The organism is Ferrovibrio sp. GW821-FHT12D07, from assembly GCF_058807275.1.
On record NZ_JBXAQN010000002.1, the window covers coordinates 93,110 to 107,896 of the forward strand.

Consider the following 14,787-nt stretch of genomic DNA (forward strand, 5'->3'; position numbering starts at 1 on the left):
CCGCGTCGCATGTTTGACAAGGTGCTGATCGCCAATCGCGGCGAGATCGCGCTCCGCATCCATCGCGCCTGTCGCGAGATGGGCATCCGCACCGTCGCTGTGCATTCCACGGCGGACGCCGACGCGATGCATGTGCGCATCGCCGACGAGTCCGTCTGCATCGGTCCGCCGCCATCGAGCCAGAGCTACCTGAACATCCCCGCCATCATCTCGGCCGCCGAGATCACAGGCGCCGATGCGATCCATCCCGGCTACGGTTTCCTGTCGGAGAACGCCAAGTTCGCCGAGATCGTCGAAGCCCATGGCATCACCTTCATCGGCCCGACGTCGGAACACATCAAGCTGATGGGCGACAAGATCACGGCGAAGGAAGCCGCGATCGAACTCGGCATTCCTGTCGTGCCCGGCTCCAAGGGCGCGGTGGAAACCGAGGAACAGGGGCTCAAGCTTGCCGGTGACATGGGTTACCCCGTGCTGATCAAGGCCACCGCCGGCGGCGGCGGCCGCGGCATGAAGGTAGTGCGTTCGCCGGCCGAATTCGGTCCGGCGCTGCAGCAGGCACGCACCGAAGCGCGCAACGCGTTTGGCAACGACCAGGTCTATGTCGAGAAGTACCTCACTCGCCCCCGCCATATCGAGATCCAGATTTTCGGCGACGGCCAGGGCAACGCCGTGCATCTGGGCGAGCGCGACTGCTCGCTGCAGCGTCGTCACCAGAAGGTGCTGGAAGAAGCCCGTTCACCGGCACTGAATGACGAACAGCGCGTGCAGATCGGCGACATCGCCGCCAAGGCGATCTCCAAGCTGAACTATCGCGGCGCCGGCACCATCGAGTTCCTGTTCGAGAATGGCGAATTCTATTTCATCGAGATGAACACCCGCCTGCAGGTGGAGCATCCGGTGACCGAAGCCATCACCGGCCTCGATCTGGTGCGCGAACAGCTCCGCATCGCCGATGGTGCGCCGCTGGGTTACACCCAGAAGGACATCAAGTTCGCCGGCCATGCCATCGAGTGCCGCATCAACGCCGAGAACCCGCGCACTTTCGCGCCGTCTCCCGGCCGCGTTACCGACTATCATGCGCCTGGCGGCCTTGGTGTGCGCGTCGACTCAGCGCTCTACACCGGCTACCAGATTCCGCCGCATTATGACTCGCTGATCGGCAAGCTGATCGTGCACGGCACCAGCCGCAATGAATGCCTGATGCGCCTGCGCCGCTCGCTGGAGGAATATGTGATCGGCGGTCTGGAGACCACGATCCCGCTACATCTGGCGCTGATCAACGAGCCCGATTTCGTCAACGGCGCCTACGACATCCACTGGCTGGAAGAATTCATCGCCAGGCAGGGCTGACAGGTCGGGCGCGTGCGCTAGGTTGAAGCCATGAGCACGCGCCCCGAACCGCTCACCCCCGAACTTCTGCTGCAGGCCTATGCCCGCGGCTATTTTCCGATGGCCGACAGCGCCGACGACCCGGGCTATTTCTGGGTCTTCCCGCAAAAGCGCGGCATCATCCCCCTCGATGGTTTCCATGTGCCGCGCAAGCTGGCGCGCACGGTGCGCAGCGGCGCCTTTGAAGTCCGCATCGATACGGATTTCGCCGGCGTGATGGCCGCCTGCGCCGAACCGACGCAGCATGAGCAGCGCAAGAACACCTGGATCAATGCGCCGATCCGCGCCGCCTATACCGAACTGCACCGGCTGGGTTTTGCCCATAGCGTTGAATGCTACGACGAGGCCGGCACCATGGTCGGCGGGCTGTATGGCGTGCATCTGGGCGCGGCGTTCTTCGGCGAAAGCATGTTCAGCCGCACCACCGATGCCTCGAAGGTCGCACTGGTGCATCTGGTCGGCCGGCTGATCGCCGGCGGCTTCACCCTGCTCGACACGCAGTTCATCACGTCGCATCTGCGGCAGTTCGGCGCGACCGAGATTCCGCGCGGTGATTATCTTGATCTGTTATTCGACGCGCTGCCGCGCAGCGCGGATTTCTACGGCCTGCGCGGAGATGCGCCGCCGGAGTTGGTCCTGCAGTCGATCACCCAGACGTCGTAGACCGGATGTTCCAGCGGGTTGAGGCCGGGGCTAGAGGCGAACATCCAGCCCTTGAACAGCGCATAAGACTCCTGCTCGGGCCGCTGCTCGACCACCTCGAGGAAAGCCATGCTTTCGGGCGGATATTCCGGCGGGCGCTTACGGCAGGTCTTCGCCGTCACCTTCAGCGTGCCGAAGCCGATGGTCTGGTCGACCGGCGCCTCGAAGGTGTAGATGCGGGCGGTGATCTTGTCCAAGCCCTGCAGCACGGCGACCGGCATCGGCGACGAGGGATACTGCGGCACCGGATCGGGCATCTGCGCGACCGCGGTCTGTGCCAGCAGAAGCGGCAGCAGGAACAGACAGCGACGCAACATACGCATCATGGGAATCAGTTGACCCACTGATCAGTTGGCTTTGGGCTGAAGACCCTGCAGCGGATTGAGTTCGGCGTCGCCGCCGTTCTTTTCCTTGCCGGTATTGCCGGCACCGGTGGCGCTGAAGATCGCCTGGCCGATCAGGTCCATCAGGTTGACGGAGCCCTGGGTGTACTTGATCTCGGCGCCCGGCTTCAGCGTGGTGTTGCTGCCGCCCGGCTCGACCGAGAGGAAGTTGCCGCCCAGCAGGCCTTCGGAGGCGATCTTCACCGCGCTGTCCTCGGGCAGCTGATAGCGGCTGTCGACCGAGAAGCTGACGATGGCATCAAAAGTCTTGGGATCCAGCGCCTGCTTGGTGACAGTGCCGATCTTGATGCCGCTCATGCGCACGTCGCCGCCGACCACCAGGCCATCGGCGCGATTGAAGCGCGCCTGCAATTCATAGCCGGACATGCGGCTGCTGCCGACGCCGCCGGTGGTGTAGGCAAAGGCCAGGAAAAACCCCGCGACCAGCAGCACAACGGCGCCGATCAGCGTTTCAACAAGATTGCCCTGCATATCAGTTCCTCACCTGGCCTGTTATTCCGGCTGCCAGGCCTGGTAATCGCCGGTGGCGGCGGGGCGCTGACCACCCTTGGCCACACTGCCCTGCGGGCGATAGGCGTACGGCGTGCCGCTGAGATTGGGCAGATGCTCCTTCTCCCAGGGCTTGCGCTCCACGCCGTGGATCGGCGCGTCATCAATGGTGTAATGCAGCCAGGCGTGCCATTCCGGCGGCACCTTCGAGGCTTCCGGACGGCCCTGATAGATCACCCAGCGCTTGCGCGCGCCGTCCTTGGCGCGGAAGTAGCGATTGCCGAACGCGTCGGTGCCGACGAGCTCACCCTTCCACCAGGTGAAAAGCTTGGTGCCGATCAGACTCATGAAAATGCCCACCTCAGGCCAGACCGCCGGATTGGGGAATCCGGCTGGAAATTCAGGCGGAATATGGCATTACGCCGGTGTCCGGGCAAGTCTTGGTATGCGCGGAGGCCGGGTGGAGGCATCCTGATTTACCCGGAAATCAGAGACTTGGCCCAAGGCCGGGCAAGCGCCCGCTTAGCGGGTCATCAGCGCGATTTCCTGCGCGAATTCCTTCTGCAGCTCGCTTCTGGCGACCGTTTCGAAGGCCGGATATTTCTTCGCCGCCGCCTGCAGCGCCGGGTTGTCGAGCGGCAGTTCCTCGGGCCGCAGGATGTCGCTGCCCTTCACGCCGCCCTTCTGGCTGGCGCCCAGCACGGCCCGGGTCACCACGGTGGTCAGCAGGCGCTGGCCTTCCCCGCTGGCGAAATAGGTATCCAGTGCCTCGATCTCGCCGCGCGTATAGCTCTGGCTGGCGGCGTTCACCACGGCGCCGCGGAAACGCGGACCCGCGGTCGGCGCGCGCTGGCGCAGCTCGGCAGCGCGCTGCTGTTCGGCCGGCGTACCGGCCGGCAGGAAGTTCAGATAGAGCTGCGTGATGGTCTCCACGCGCTTCTCCAGCCCGATGGTGGCCATCAGCTTTTCAGCCGCGGCCCGGGTCGCCTTGTCTTGCGCGGCAGCAGGCTGGGCCACGAGGGCAAAAAACATCAGAGCGAGAACAAAAAGCGGGCGCATGGGCGAATCCTCAAATACTCAGCGAGTCATACTGATACCGGGAATATGTCAAAACCCTGTCAATCGAACATCACCTCTCGGCAGAAGATTTATCCTCGATTCGCCTCAAGATTGGGTGTTGCCCCGACTCAGCGCACATCCCTAGATTTAGCCCCTGTTGCGGGGGTCTGGTAACCAGATATTGGGTTTTCCAACCGAAACAACGTTTTGATTTCATTGAGTTCGGCGGGAGAATCACGCGATGCGTATTCAGCGGCATTTCACGACAGCGGGCCAGGATGCTTATGCCGGGCTTGAGTGGAAAACCACCACCAGTGAAATCCGCAATCCCGATGGCAGCACCGTCTTCAAGCTGGATCGTCTGGAAGTGCCGGCCGGCTGGTCGCAGGTCGCAGCCGACGTGCTGGCGCAGAAGTATTTCCGCCGCGCCGGCGTGCCGGTTGCGCTGAAAGCTGTCGAAGAGAGCGATGTCCCCGACTTCCTGTGGCGCCGCGAGCCCGACATGGATGCGCTCAGCAGCCTGCCGGAGAAGGATCGCTTCACACAGGAGACCAGCGGCCGCGAAGTCTTCGATCGTCTTGCCGGCACCTGGACCTACTGGGGCTGGAAGGGCGGCTATTTCGACAGTGAAGACGATGCCAGCGCCTTCTTCGACGAGATGCGCTTCATGCTGGCTGCGCAGATTTCTGCGCCGAATTCGCCGCAATGGTTCAACACCGGGCTGCATTGGGCCTATGGCATCGACGGTCCGGCGCAGGGCCATCACTACGTCGACTTCAAGACCGGCGAACTGACCCGCTCGACCTCGTCCTATGAGCATCCGCAGCCACATGCCTGCTTCATCCAGTCGGTGCAGGACGACCTCGTCAACGAGGGCGGCATCATGGACCTGTGGGTGCGCGAGGCGCGCCTGTTCAAATACGGCTCGGGCACCGGCAGCAACTTCAGCAAGCTGCGCGGCGAGAACGAGAAGCTGTCGGGCGGCGGCAAGTCGTCGGGCCTGATGAGCTTCCTCAAGATCGGCGACCGCGCCGCCGGCGCGATCAAGTCGGGCGGCACCACGCGGCGCGCCGCCAAGATGGTGATCTGCGACATCGATCATCCCGATATCGAGCAGTTCATCGACTGGAAGGTAAAGGAAGAGCAGAAGGTCGCGGCGCTGGTCGCCGGCTCCAAGCTCTCGCAGAAGCATCTGGGCGCCATCATGGCCGCCTGCCAGTTGGGCAGCGGTGAAAGCCGCTTCGACGCCAAGAAGAACGCGCAGCTGCGCAAAGAAATCCTCGCCGCCCGCAAGGCGATGATCCCGGAGAACTACATCCAGCGCGTGGTGCAGTTCGCCAAGCAGGGCTACACCGAGATCGAATTCCCCGCTTACGACACCGACTGGGATTCCGAAGCCTATCTCACCGTGGCCGGCCAGAATTCCAACAACTCGGTGCGCGTGACGGATGACTTCCTGCAGGCTGTTGAACAGGATGGCGACTGGAACCTGATCCGCCGCAACGATGGCAAGCCGGCGAAAACGCTGAAGGCGCGCCAGCTTTGGGAACAGGTCGGCTATGCCGCCTGGGCCTCGGCCGATCCGGGCATCCAGTTCGACACCAGCATCAACGACTGGCACACCTGCCCGGCCGATGGCCGCATCAATGCGTCGAACCCGTGCTCGGAATACATGTTCCTGGACGACACGGCCTGCAACCTCGCCTCGATGAACCTGATGTGCTTCCGCCAGGCGGACGGCAAGTTCGACGTCGCCGGCTTCGAACATGCGACGCGGCTGTGGACCGTGGTGCTGGAAATCAGCGTGCTGATGGCGCAGTTCCCCAGCAAAGAGATTGCCGAGCGCAGCTACAAGTTCCGCACCCTGGGTCTGGGCTACGCCAATCTCGGTGCGCTGCTGATGTCCGCCGGCCTGTCCTATGACAGCGACGCGGGCCGCGCACTCTGCGGCGCCATCACCTCGCTGATGACCGGCGTGTCCTACGCCACCTCGGCCGAGATGGCCGGCGAGCTGGGCGCCTTCCCTGGCTACGCGCCGAATGCCGAGAACATGCTGCGCGTGATCCGCAATCATCGCCGCGCCGCGCAAGGCGATCATTTCGGCTATGAGGGCGTCGCCATTCCGCCGGTGCCGCTGGATCATGCCAGCTGCCCCGATGCCGCGCTGCTGCATGCCGCCGAACTCGTTTGGGAACGCGCGCTCGAGCTCGGAAACGCGCATGGCTTCCGCAATGCGCAGGTCAGCGTCATCGCCCCCACCGGCACCATCGGCCTGGTGATGGACTGCGACACCACCGGCATCGAACCCGACTTCGCGCTGGTGAAGTTCAAGAAGCTGGCCGGCGGCGGCTATTTCAAGATCATCAATCGCACGGTGCCGCTGGCGCTGAAGACGCTGGGTTACAACGACGGCCAGATCAAGGGCATCATCGATTATGCCGTGGGTCATGGCACGCTGCAGGATGCGCCGGGCGTCAACCACGAGACGCTGAAGGCGCGCGGCCTGAGCGATGACATGCTGGCGAAGATGGAGTCCGGCCTGCCCGGCGCCTTCGACATCAAGTTCGTGCTGAACCGCTGGACGCTTGGCGGCGACGCCTGCAAGGCGCTGGGCTTCACCGATGCGCAGCTCGATGACCCGGCCTTCGACCTGCTGACCGCGCTGGGTTTCCCGGCCGCCGAAATCGCCACCGCCAATCTCTACTGCTGCGGCGCCATGACGGTGGAAGGCGCGCCCTACCTACAGGACAAGCATCTGTCGGTCTTCGATTGCGCCAATCCCTGCGGCAAGGACGGCGTGCGCTTCCTGTCGGCTGAAAGCCATATCCGCATGATGGCCTCGGCGCAGCCCTTCATCACCGGCGCGATCTCCAAGACCATCAACATGCCCAACCTCGCCACCGTCGAGGATTGCAAGCTGGCCTACATGCTGTCGTGGAAGCTGGGCTGCAAGGCCATGGCGCTGTATCGCGACGGCTCCAAGCTGAGCCAGCCGTTGCAGGCGCAGATGCTGGATGAAGACGTGGACGACATGGGTGAAACCATCGCGGAAATGGTTGCTGAAGCCCCGATGGCCGCACGCGCCCAGATCATCGCCGAACGCATCGTCGAGAAGCATATCGCAGGCCGCCAGAAGCTGCCGCTGCGCCGCAAGGGCTACACCCAGAAGGCCATTGTCGGCGGGCATAAGGTCTATTTGCGCACCGGCGAGTATGATGAAGGCAAGCTGGGCGAAATCTTCATCGACATGCACAAGGAAGGCGCCGCCTTCCGCAGCCTGATGAACAACTTCGCCATCGCGATCTCGATCGGCCTGCAGTATGGCGTGCCGCTGGAGGAATTCGTCGACGCCTATACCTTCACCCGCTTCGAACCCTCGGGGATGGTGGAAGGCAACGACGTCATCAAGATGTCGACCTCGATCCTCGACTATGTGTTCCGCGAGCTGGCAATCAGCTATCTGGGCCGTACCGACCTCGCGCATGTGCAGCCCGAAGACCTGCGCCATGACGCGCTGGGCGCCAAGGAACTGCCGGCGGCCGAAAAGGTGAAGATCGAGCAGGAAGTCATCAAGGTCACCTCCACCGGCTACGTCCGCTCCAACCTCTATGTGCTCAAGGGCGGTCAGAACCGCGCGCCGGCGATGGAGATGCAGGCCACCGGCACGGATGGCCCCATGATGCACATCACCGCCGACACGCATGTCGAGATGGATGTGCCGGTTGCTGCGATGGGCGCAGGCGGTGGCTCGGGCGGCACGCCCAGCGTCGCCCAGCAGCGCTCGCTGGCCCGTATGAAGGGCTATGAGGGCGACAGCTGTCCCGAATGCGGCAACTTTACGCTGGTGCGCAACGGCACCTGCCTGAAATGCGACAGCTGCGGCGGCACGACGGGGTGCTCGTAAGGCTTATCCCGGCCTCTCCTCCGGGTTCCCAACCCCGGCATCCCCAGGATGCCGGGGTTTTTCATGGTCCCGGCAGCTTTTGCCGGCCCGGCAAAGCCTGCCGGCAAAAGCCCGCAAAACCTTATAATATTTCAATGACTTAGAATTCATTCCGCATGGCCCGCCGCTTGCAAAGTCCGTCCCCGGACAAGCAAGGACCTGCGCCATGACCACGATCAACAACAGCTACGGCTACATCTCGACCATCCTGGCCGGGCTGACCAAACCCGCGACGCCGCCGGCAAACGGCAGCGGCGGATCGACGCCGCAGACGCCCGTGCAGGTCACCACCGATCTGCGCCAGGACCTGGGTGTGGAGGTGACGCTGTCGCCTGCCGCGCTGAAGGCGCTGGCCGATCAGGCCGCCGCGGCCTCGACCCCGGACAACGAGGAACAGATCACCGCGAAGATGAAGGAGATCCTCTCCGCCATCTTCCTCGAAAGCGCCAAGCAGGCCGAGGCCGCCGATGCTGCCCAGCCGCCGCTGACCGGCGCTGCCACCACCGATGAGGCGCGCAAGGCTGCCGCCAAGCAGGCAAACGATTTCCTCGACGGCAAGGCCGCCAATCCCTTCAAGGGCAAGTCCCCCGCCGAACTGGCCGCCATCATCGTCGACAAGGACAGCAAGTTCACCATCAACGAACGCCGCGCCGCCTACAGCGAATTCGCCCGTCAGGACAATGCCGTCATGAAGGACACGCTGACCCCGGGCACCGAGTTCGACAAGAAGGTGAACGACGCCGAAGTACCGAAATCCGGCACCACCGAGCGTCTGGCCAATGCCAAGAAGGCCACCGAATTCGTCAACGGCAAGGGCGAGAATCCCTTCGCCAAGCTGACCCGCGACGAGCTTACCGCCGTGATCGCCAACGATACCGGCGACTACACCGTGAACGAGCGTCGTGCGGCGCTGGCGCAGCGCGACATCCTGGAAAAGGCGATCCTGACCAAGGCAGCCAAGTCGCCGACCATTTCCGAGCAGATGGTGAACAACAACGAGACCGTGAGCGGCACGCCGGAACGCGTCGAGCGCGCCCGTCTCGCCACCCGTTTCGTCAATGGCTGGGACAAGGAGAACCCCTTCAAGGGCCTGACCCGCGAGGAACTGAATGCCATCGTCTATGATGAGACCAAGACCTATACGATGAACGAGCAGCGCGCGGCCTTTGCCGAGCTGAAGCAGTATCTGCCGGCCGACAGCATCCCGGCCGATACGGCCAAGACCGACACCAGCAAGACCAACACGTCGGCCGACAAGGGCAAGACCACCAACGACCAGGACGATCCCTATAACAGCCAGGGCGCCTATAACAATTTCCTGATGCAGCAGGTCATGCGCGCCAATAATACCTCCTACCTGCTCAGCCTGTTCAGCGGCGGCGGTGGTGGCGGTGGTTACGGCCTGTCCGCGTATCTCTGACCGCCATCTGTGCTAGCCTGCGCGGCATGATCCGTCTGTCTCTGGCGGTTGCCGCCCTGCTGCTATTTGCCCTCCCCGTTCCGCCATCGGCGCGGGCGATGGAAGCGATGTGGCAGGCCGATATCCTGTTCCATGTGAATGCAGTGCGCAGTGCGCATGGTCTGGCACCGCTGCAGTGGAACCAGCGATTGGCCGACGCCGCGACCGCGCATGCCGCAGACCTGCAGCGCTGCAATACACTCTCTCATGACGGCTGCGACGGCAGCGATCTGGTGCTACGCCTACAACGCGTGGCTTACCGTTATCGCGCCGGCGCGGAAAATATCGCGCTCTGCGCCTGCGATGCGGCCGAGACGGTGCGGCTATGGATGACGAGCGAGGGCCATCGCCGCAACCTGCTGCATCCCGGTGTTATAGAGATAGGTGCCGAGACGCGCGTCGATCCGGTGGATATCCGCCGCGCGCTCTGGGTGCTGGTGCTGGGGCGGGAGTAGCGCCTTACCCCTGCCCGAAAGCCAGCTTGAGCGCCGTGCCCATTTCGGCAATCGCCTGGCTGGACTGCGGCAGCACACGACCGAACAGCATAAAGCCGTGGATCTGTCCGGGAAATTCGCGAAAGACCACCGGCACGCCGGCAGCCTTCAGTGCCACGGCATAGGCCTCGCCTTCATCGCGCAGCGGATCATGGCCGGCGACCACGATATAGGCCGGCGGCAGGCCGGCGAGCGTCTTGGCCCGCAGCGGCGAGGCACGCCAGTCGTCGCGATCCGTCTCGCTATTCAGATACTGCGCCTGAAACCAGTCCATGCTGTCGCGCGTCAGCAGGTGATCCTTGCCGTAGCGCAGGTGCGAATCCGTCTTCATATGCATGTCGGTGGCCGGATAGACCAGCACCTGATAGCTGATCTTCGGCACGCCCTCTTCGCCGGCCTTAGCCTTGTCGCGCGCCAGCAGGCTGACCACAGCGGCGAGATTGCCACCGGCTGAATCGCCACCGACCGCCAGTTTGCGCGCGTCGATGCGCAGATGCTTCTCTTCCGTGGCCACCCAGGCCGCCACCGCATAGGCATCTTCCACCGCGGCGGGGAACTTGTGTTCGGGACCCATGCGGTAATCCACCGAGACCACGGCGCAGCGCGCCTCGTTGGCCAGCGTGCGGCAGGCGACATCATGAGTATCGAGATCACCGATCACCCAGCCGCCGCCGTGATAGAAGACCAGCACCGGGATGGCCGCCTTCTTGTCGGCGCCGGCCGGACGATAGTAGCGCAGCGGGATCGGACCATGCGGACCCGGTGCTGCAATGTTGTCGACCTCGGAGACTTCCGGAGGATCGGGCGTGACGGCGGCGCGCGTCTCCTTGTAGAGCTGGCGCGCTGCGGGCGGCGTCAGCGTGGAAACGTCAGGCCGGCCGGCCGCTTTCACGGCATCCAGCAAGGCTTTGGCTTCGGTGTCGAGCATGGCGAGGCTGTTCTCGTTGTTGTTCGTTATGACCAACGCTGAATACGGCGAAAAAATCCCCAGAAAGAATATCTGACGGGGGATTGGGTCAACCCAGCGCGGGGAACAGTCCACGCAGGCCGGTGGCAAAGATTTGAACCGCTACAGCGGCCAGCAGCAAGCCGAAAATGCGATTCAGGATGTTGATCCCCGTCTGTCCCAGCCGGTCGCCGATGGGGCGCGCCAGTTGCAGTACCACCCAGATGCTGACGCAGATCAGCGCCAGCACCGCTACGCTTAACCCCTTATGCTGCCAGCCGGCGCCGCGCTCCATGTAGATGATGGTCGCCGACATCGAACCGGGACCAACCAGCAATGGCATGGCCAGCGGCACCACACCCACGGCCGAGCGTTCGTCGCCTGACTTGTTGGCGGCCTCGGTATGCTCTTCGGGCGTCTGCTGCTGCGGGCTCATCTGCGCGTTGATCATGCTGAGCGACATCAGGAACAGCACGATGCCGCCGCCGACCTGGAAGGCCGGCAGGCTGGCGCCCAGCAGACGCAGGATCAGGTCGCCGGAGAATCCCGCCACCACGAGGATGCAAAACACCGCCAGCGCCGCCGTGCGCGCGGTCGCCCGCCGCTCGGTGCGCGAGCGGTCGCCGGTCAACATCAGGAACAGCGGGATGGCGGCGAAAGGATCGAGAATCGAAAACAGCGTGACGGCAAAGCGGACATAGTCGAGAGGATCGAGCATGGCCGCCTGCCGTTATGCGGGTTGCGAAGGCTTCTTGTCTTCGGGCGCCACGACGCGGATATGCAGCTCGCGCAGCTGCTTCATCGTCGCCTCGCTCGGGGCCTGCATCATCAAATCCTGGGCCTGCTGGTTCATCGGGAACAGCACGATCTCGCGGATATTCGGCTCATCGGCCAGCAGCATGACGATGCGGTCGATGCCCGGCGCGATGCCGCCATGCGGCGGCGCGCCGAACTTGAAGGCATTCAGCATGCCGCCGAACTTGTCCTCGACCACTTCGGGGCCGTAACCGGCGATCTCGAAGGCCTTGTACATGATTTCGGGCTTGTGGTTACGGATCGCGCCCGACGACAGCTCCACGCCGTTGCAGACGATGTCGTACTGGTAGGCATTGATGGTCAGCGGGTCCTGCGTGTTCAGCGCGTCCAGACCGCCCTGCGGCATCGAGAACGGGTTGTGACTGAAATCGACCTTCTTATCGTCTTCGTTGTACTCGAACATCGGGAAGTCGACGATCCAGCAGAACTTGAAGACGTTCTTCTCGCAGATATCCAGCTCATCGCCGATGCGGATGCGGGCCTGGCCGGCCAGCTTGGCCGCCGGCAGCTCCTTGTCGCAGGCGAAGAAGATGGCGTCGCCGTCCTTCACGTTCCCGAGCTTCTTCAGCAGGGCGATACGGTCGGCATCGAGGAACTTCGCGATGGGGCCCTTGGCCTCGCCATTGTCGAGAATGATGTAGCCCAGGCCAGCGGCGCCTTCCTGGCGCGCCCAGTCATTCATCTTATCAAAGAAGCTGCGCGGACGGCCGGCAGCACCCGGTGCCGGAATGCCGCGCACGACCGCGCCATTCTCGATGTTGCGGGCGAACACGCCGAAGCCCGAACCGCGGAACACGTCGGTCACGTCGGCCAGATGGATCGGGTTGCGCAGGTCCGGTTTGTCGGAGCCATACTTCAGCATCGACTCACGATACGGGATGCGCGGGAATTCGGCCGGACCGCAGTCGCGGCCATTGGCGAATTCCTGGAACACCCCATGGATCACCGGGCCGACGGCGTTGAACACGTCGTCCTGCTCGACAAAGCTCATCTCAACGTCGAGCTGGTAAAACTCGCCGGGCGACCGGTCCTTGCGGGCATCTTCGTCGCGGAAGCAGGGCGCGATCTGGAAATAGCGATCGAAGCCCGAGACCATGATCAGCTGCTTGAATTGCTGCGGCGCCTGCGGCAGGGCGTAGAATTTGCCCGGATGCATGCGGCTGGGCACCAGGAAGTCGCGTGCGCCTTCGGGCGAGCTGGCGGTCAGGATCGGGGTCTGGAATTCCATGAAGCCCTGATCGGTCATGCGGCGGCGGATCGAGGAGATCACCTTCGAGCGCAGGATGATGTTGTTGTGCAGACGCTCGCGACGCAGGTCGAGGAAGCGGTACTTCAGGCGGATGTCTTCAGGATATTCCTGCTCGCCGAACACCGGCATCGGCAGGTCCTGCGCCTCACCCAGCACCTCGATGCTGGAGACCACCATTTCCACGCTGCCGGTCGGCAGGTTGGGATTCACGGTGTCGCTGGTGCGGGCCACTACCTTGCCGGTGAGGCTGACCACGTATTCCGAGCGCAGTGCTTCCATCTGCTTGAAGGCGTCTGAGCCGCTCTGGGCGACGCACTGGGTGATGCCGTAATGGTCGCGCAGGTCGATGAACAGCAGGTTGCCATGGTCGCGCTTGCGATGGACCCAGCCGGCGAGTTTGACCTCGGTGCCGACATGCTCGGGACGAAGCTGGCCACAGGTATGGGTACGATAGCGCGACATCAGGCAATCCGTTGAAAAAGACGAGAAAATCCCCTCGAAACCTTCTGGGGAAATCCCTAGGGAAATCAAAGGGGAACAGGCCCCGTCGGGGCCCGAAAGTCAAGGCCGATCCTAGCGTATTTTCCGCCTCCGGCCAGCCGTCCGGCGGGGGGCCAAGACTTGGGCCGGGGCCCCAGCCGTGCTATCTGACCGGGCATGCGTGCTGATCCCGCCCCGATTACCTCCACCGAAGAACTCGCCCGTTTCTGCGCCTCCCTGGCCACGACGCCGTACGTGACCGTGGATACCGAGTTCATGCGCGAAACCACCTATTGGCCGAAGGTCTGCCTGATCCAGCTGGCCGGGCCGGACGAGGCCCGGGTGATCGACCCGCTGGCCGAGGGCCTGTCGATGGAGCCGCTGTTTGAGCTCCTGCGGAACAAGGCGGTGCTGAAGGTGTTCCATGCCGCCCGGCAGGATCTGGAAATCTTCACCAAGCTGATGGGCGAAGTGCCCAGCCCGCTCTTCGACAGCCAGGTAGCGGCCATGGTCTGCGGTTTCGGCGACCAGGTGAGTTACGAACAGCTGGTGGCGAAGCTGGCCGGCGCCCAGGTCGACAAATCCTCGCGCTTCACCGACTGGGCGCGCCGGCCGCTGACCGAAAAGCAGGTCGTCTATGCGCTGGGCGACGTGACGCACCTGCGCAAGATCTACGAAAAGCTGAACGCCAAGCTGCAGAAGACCGGCCGTGTCGAATGGCTCGCCGACGAGATGGCGCTGCTGGCCGATCCGGCCACCTACGAGGTCGCGCCCGAGAATGCCTGGAAGCGGCTGAAGCCGCGCACCACCAAGGGCGAGTATCTCGCTGTGCTGCAGGCTGCGGCGGCCTGGCGTGAAGTCGAAGCGCGCAACCGCGACATCCCGCGCCAGCGCATCATCCGCGACGAGACCATGATGGAAATCGCCGCGCATCCGCCGAAGAGCGCCGACGACCTGGAACGCATGCGTGGCCTGTCGAAGGGCTTTGCCGAGGGCAAGATGGGCCAGGGCCTGCTGGCCGCCATCACCACCAAGCTGGCCAGCCCGAAAGACACGTGGCCGGTGCTGGAGCGCGAACCGGAACTGCCGCGTGGCATTGGGCCGCTGGTCGAGCTGCTGAAAGTGCTGCTGAAGATGAAATGCGACGACCATGATGTCGCGCAGAAGCTGCTGGCCAATTCATCCGACCTCGACAAGATCGCCGCCGATGACAATGCCGATGTGCCGGCGATGCATGGCTGGCGGCGCGAGCTGTTCGGCAACGATGCGCTGCGCCTGAAGCGCGGCGAGCTGGCGCTGGCGGCCCAGGGCACCCGCATCAAGCTGGTCGAACTGAAGACCTAAGCGCGCCTTA

At 63.7% G+C, this 14,787-nt stretch carries 13 protein-coding genes; 6 read left to right on the top strand and 7 right to left on the bottom strand.

Annotation, left to right across the window (positions count from 1 at the left end; genetic code table 11):
• Positions 1-9 precede the first annotated feature (9 nt).
• A complete protein-coding gene (gene accC, locus AC1RRE_RS12255; protein WP_492981462.1) occupies positions 10-1,353 on the top strand; it encodes an acetyl-CoA carboxylase biotin carboxylase subunit in 1,344 nt (447 codons plus the stop codon).
• 30 nt (positions 1,354-1,383) lie between these two features.
• Positions 1,384-2,055: a leucyl/phenylalanyl-tRNA--protein transferase gene (gene aat / locus AC1RRE_RS12260; RefSeq protein WP_492981463.1), complete on the top strand. Its 672-nt coding sequence runs from the start codon at positions 1,384-1,386 to the stop codon at positions 2,053-2,055.
• Here the strand turns inward: aat and AC1RRE_RS12265 are convergent.
• The 4 genes from AC1RRE_RS12265 to AC1RRE_RS12280 all read right to left on the bottom strand — a co-directional run bounded on the left by AC1RRE_RS12265 (position 1,992) and on the right by AC1RRE_RS12280 (position 4,046).
• Complete coding sequence (locus AC1RRE_RS12265) at positions 1,992-2,411, bottom strand: DUF2155 domain-containing protein (protein WP_492981464.1); 420 nt, start codon at positions 2,409-2,411, stop codon at positions 1,992-1,994. The genes aat and AC1RRE_RS12265 overlap by 64 nt on opposite strands.
• A 30-nt stretch (positions 2,412-2,441) precedes the next feature.
• Positions 2,442-2,969: an outer membrane lipid asymmetry maintenance protein MlaD gene (mlaD, locus tag AC1RRE_RS12270; protein WP_492981465.1), complete on the bottom strand. Its 528-nt coding sequence runs from the start codon at positions 2,967-2,969 to the stop codon at positions 2,442-2,444.
• Positions 2,970-2,990: 21 nt separating this feature from the next.
• Positions 2,991-3,335, bottom strand: coding sequence for an NADH:ubiquinone oxidoreductase subunit NDUFA12 (locus AC1RRE_RS12275; RefSeq protein ID WP_492981466.1), 345 nt, complete (start codon positions 3,333-3,335; stop codon positions 2,991-2,993).
• A 174-nt stretch (positions 3,336-3,509) separates the two neighbouring features.
• Positions 3,510-4,046, bottom strand: a complete 537-nt coding sequence (locus AC1RRE_RS12280; protein WP_492981467.1) for a DUF2059 domain-containing protein — start codon at positions 4,044-4,046, stop codon at positions 3,510-3,512.
• A gap of 241 nt (positions 4,047-4,287) precedes the next feature.
• On the opposite strand from AC1RRE_RS12280, the gene AC1RRE_RS12285 reads away from it, so the two are divergent.
• The 3 genes from AC1RRE_RS12285 (at position 4,288) to AC1RRE_RS12295 (ending at position 9,903) form a co-directional block, all read left to right on the top strand.
• The gene (locus AC1RRE_RS12285; protein WP_492981468.1) at positions 4,288-7,950 is read left to right on the top strand and encodes a vitamin B12-dependent ribonucleotide reductase; all 3,663 of its coding nucleotides are present in this window, start codon (positions 4,288-4,290) and stop codon (positions 7,948-7,950) included.
• Positions 7,951-8,155: 205 nt separating this feature from the next.
• Positions 8,156-9,409 carry a hypothetical protein gene (locus AC1RRE_RS12290; RefSeq protein ID WP_492981469.1) on the top strand — a complete coding sequence of 418 codons (1,254 nt, stop codon included), beginning with the start codon at positions 8,156-8,158 and terminating at the stop codon, positions 9,407-9,409.
• A gap of 26 nt (positions 9,410-9,435) precedes the next feature.
• Positions 9,436-9,903: a CAP domain-containing protein gene (locus AC1RRE_RS12295; RefSeq protein WP_492981470.1), complete on the top strand. Its 468-nt coding sequence runs from the start codon at positions 9,436-9,438 to the stop codon at positions 9,901-9,903.
• 4 nt (positions 9,904-9,907) lie between these two features.
• Here AC1RRE_RS12295 and lipP1 read toward each other — a convergent pair whose 3' ends face one another.
• Genes lipP1 through aspS form a run of 3 tightly spaced genes read right to left on the bottom strand, consistent with a single transcriptional unit; the run spans position 9,908 to position 13,415 of the window.
• The gene (gene lipP1, locus AC1RRE_RS12300) at positions 9,908-10,906 is read right to left on the bottom strand and encodes a LipP1 family hormone-sensitive lipase (protein WP_492981471.1); all 999 of its coding nucleotides are present in this window, start codon (positions 10,904-10,906) and stop codon (positions 9,908-9,910) included.
• Between the two features lie 52 nt (positions 10,907-10,958).
• Positions 10,959-11,606 carry a MarC family protein gene (locus AC1RRE_RS12305; protein WP_492981472.1) on the bottom strand — a complete coding sequence of 216 codons (648 nt, stop codon included), beginning with the start codon at positions 11,604-11,606 and terminating at the stop codon, positions 10,959-10,961.
• 12 nt (positions 11,607-11,618) lie between these two features.
• Positions 11,619-13,415: an aspartate--tRNA ligase gene (gene aspS / locus AC1RRE_RS12310; protein ID WP_492981473.1), complete on the bottom strand. Its 1,797-nt coding sequence runs from the start codon at positions 13,413-13,415 to the stop codon at positions 11,619-11,621.
• Between the two features lie 195 nt (positions 13,416-13,610).
• Between aspS and rnd the strand changes: the two genes are divergently transcribed.
• Positions 13,611-14,777: a ribonuclease D gene (gene rnd, locus AC1RRE_RS12315; RefSeq protein ID WP_492981474.1), complete on the top strand. Its 1,167-nt coding sequence runs from the start codon at positions 13,611-13,613 to the stop codon at positions 14,775-14,777.
• The last annotated feature ends 10 nt before the right edge of the window (positions 14,778-14,787 follow it).

Bases quoted from the DNA above. Each gene is read 5' to 3' on its own strand.
- accC (WP_492981462.1), top strand. From the start codon at position 10: ATGTTTGACAAGGTGCTGATCGCCAATCGCGGCGAGATCGCGCTCCGC.
- aat (WP_492981463.1), top strand. From the start codon at position 1,384: ATGAGCACGCGCCCCGAACCGCTCACCCCCGAACTTCTGCTGCAGGCC.
- AC1RRE_RS12265 (WP_492981464.1), bottom strand. From the start codon at position 2,411: ATGTTGCGTCGCTGTCTGTTCCTGCTGCCGCTTCTGCTGGCACAGACC.
- mlaD (WP_492981465.1), bottom strand. From the start codon at position 2,969: ATGCAGGGCAATCTTGTTGAAACGCTGATCGGCGCCGTTGTGCTGCTG.
- AC1RRE_RS12275 (WP_492981466.1), bottom strand. From the start codon at position 3,335: ATGAGTCTGATCGGCACCAAGCTTTTCACCTGGTGGAAGGGTGAGCTC.
- AC1RRE_RS12280 (WP_492981467.1), bottom strand. From the start codon at position 4,046: ATGCGCCCGCTTTTTGTTCTCGCTCTGATGTTTTTTGCCCTCGTGGCC.
- AC1RRE_RS12285 (WP_492981468.1), top strand. From the start codon at position 4,288: ATGCGTATTCAGCGGCATTTCACGACAGCGGGCCAGGATGCTTATGCC.
- AC1RRE_RS12290 (WP_492981469.1), top strand. From the start codon at position 8,156: ATGACCACGATCAACAACAGCTACGGCTACATCTCGACCATCCTGGCC.
- AC1RRE_RS12295 (WP_492981470.1), top strand. From the start codon at position 9,436: ATGATCCGTCTGTCTCTGGCGGTTGCCGCCCTGCTGCTATTTGCCCTC.
- AC1RRE_RS12305 (WP_492981472.1), bottom strand. From the start codon at position 11,606: ATGCTCGATCCTCTCGACTATGTCCGCTTTGCCGTCACGCTGTTTTCG.
- aspS (WP_492981473.1), bottom strand. From the start codon at position 13,415: ATGTCGCGCTATCGTACCCATACCTGTGGCCAGCTTCGTCCCGAGCAT.
- rnd (WP_492981474.1), top strand. From the start codon at position 13,611: ATGCGTGCTGATCCCGCCCCGATTACCTCCACCGAAGAACTCGCCCGT.